The 1,329-nt window shown below is 64.6% G+C and carries 1 protein-coding gene; it reads left to right on the top strand.

Annotation, left to right across the window (positions count from 1 at the left end):
* Positions 1–84: 84 nt before the first annotated feature.
* The gene (locus D3227_RS40330; RefSeq protein ID WP_120019462.1) at positions 85–1,311 is read left to right on the top strand and encodes an ISAs1 family transposase; all 1,227 of its coding nucleotides are present in this window, start codon (positions 85–87) and stop codon (positions 1,309–1,311) included.
* Positions 1,312–1,329: the final 18 nt, after the last annotated feature.

Genomic DNA, 1,329 nt, shown 5'->3' with positions numbered 1-1,329 from the left:
CAGGGCGCCGAAGTCAGGTTAACGGCACTTTACGTTTGAAGGGATTGCTGAATCTGTGAGGGCCTTACGAATCGGAGGCTCCGGATGGCTTTGTTGGCGGGTTTTGGCGAGAAGTCGCGGCTTGGGGTGCTGCTGGGGCATTTTTCGGCGATCGAGGACCCACGGCCGTCGCATCGGGTAGCCTATCCGCTGGCCGAGGTTCTGCTTCTGGCGGTGTGCGGAACGATCGCCGATTGCGATGACTACGAGGCGATCGGCTTGTGGGGGGAGCAGCATCTGGCGTTTCTACGCCGCTTTCTGCCGTATCATCATGGGGTTCCGACCGGGCGCTGGCTGACGATCCTGATGAACCGGATCAATCCGACGCTGTTTTCGGCCTGCTTCACCGACTGGGTGCGGGCCTGCTGGCCGGACCGGCCGGAGCTTGTCGCCATCGACGGCAAGACCTCGCGGCGCAGCCACGACCGCGCAGCCGGCCAGGCGCCCCTGCATCTGGTTTCGGCTTTCGCCACCACCAGCCGCCTGGTCCTCGGGCAAGAGGCGGTCGCGGACAAATCGAGCGAACTCACCGCCATCCCGGTGCTGCTGGAACGCCTGGCCGAAGGCGGCGGGCTCAAGGGCGCCATCGTGACCATCGACGCCATCGCCTGCAACGGCGACATCGCCAAGGCCGTGCGGGCGGCCGGCGCCGATTATCTCCTAGCCGTCAAGGCGAACCAGCCGACCTTGTGCCGCGAGATCGAGGCCTTCTTCGCCGATGCGCCCCAGGCCAGCCTCGACCGCGTCACCGACACCGACAAGGGGCACGGCCGGATCGAGCAACGCACCGTCACGGTGACACGCGAGGTGGAATGGCTGAGCGGCGACCGGCGCTTCCCGGGCGAACTGCGCCTGCCCGATGTCGCCGCCATCATCAAGGTCCAGAGCAAGGCCGAGTTGAAAGATCGCTGTCGCCTTGAAACGCGCTACTACATTACCTCGGCCAAGCTCACCGCCGAGGCGGCCGCTGACGCCGTGCGCGGCCATTGGGGTATCGAGAACCAGCTGCATTGGGTGCTCGACGTCGTCTTCAACGACGATCAGTCACGCACACGCAAGGGCCATGGCGCCAAAAACATGGCCGTCGTCCGACACTTCGCCATCAATCACCTCAGGCAAGCCCCAGAGCCTGTCAAACCAGCAAACACGGGCCTGCGCCGAAAAACCCAGAAGCCCCCCGCTCCACGGCCGACGAGCCTCAAACTCCGCCGCAAAATCGCAGGATGGGACCTCGCATACCTTACGGCCATCCTCCAAACCAAAGCCCGTTAACCTGGATTCGGAGCCCTG

The organism is Mesorhizobium waimense (genome assembly GCF_003601975.1).
Classification (GTDB): domain Bacteria; phylum Pseudomonadota; class Alphaproteobacteria; order Rhizobiales; family Rhizobiaceae; genus Mesorhizobium; species Mesorhizobium waimense.
The sequence above is the reverse complement of the archived record's forward strand: the minus strand, read 5'-3'. Positions and strand labels throughout refer to the sequence as shown.

Coding starts and splice junctions, on each gene's coding strand:
- D3227_RS40330 (WP_120019462.1), top strand. CDS start 85: ATGGCTTTGTTGGCGGGTTTTGGCGAGAAGTCGCGGCTTGGGGTGCTG.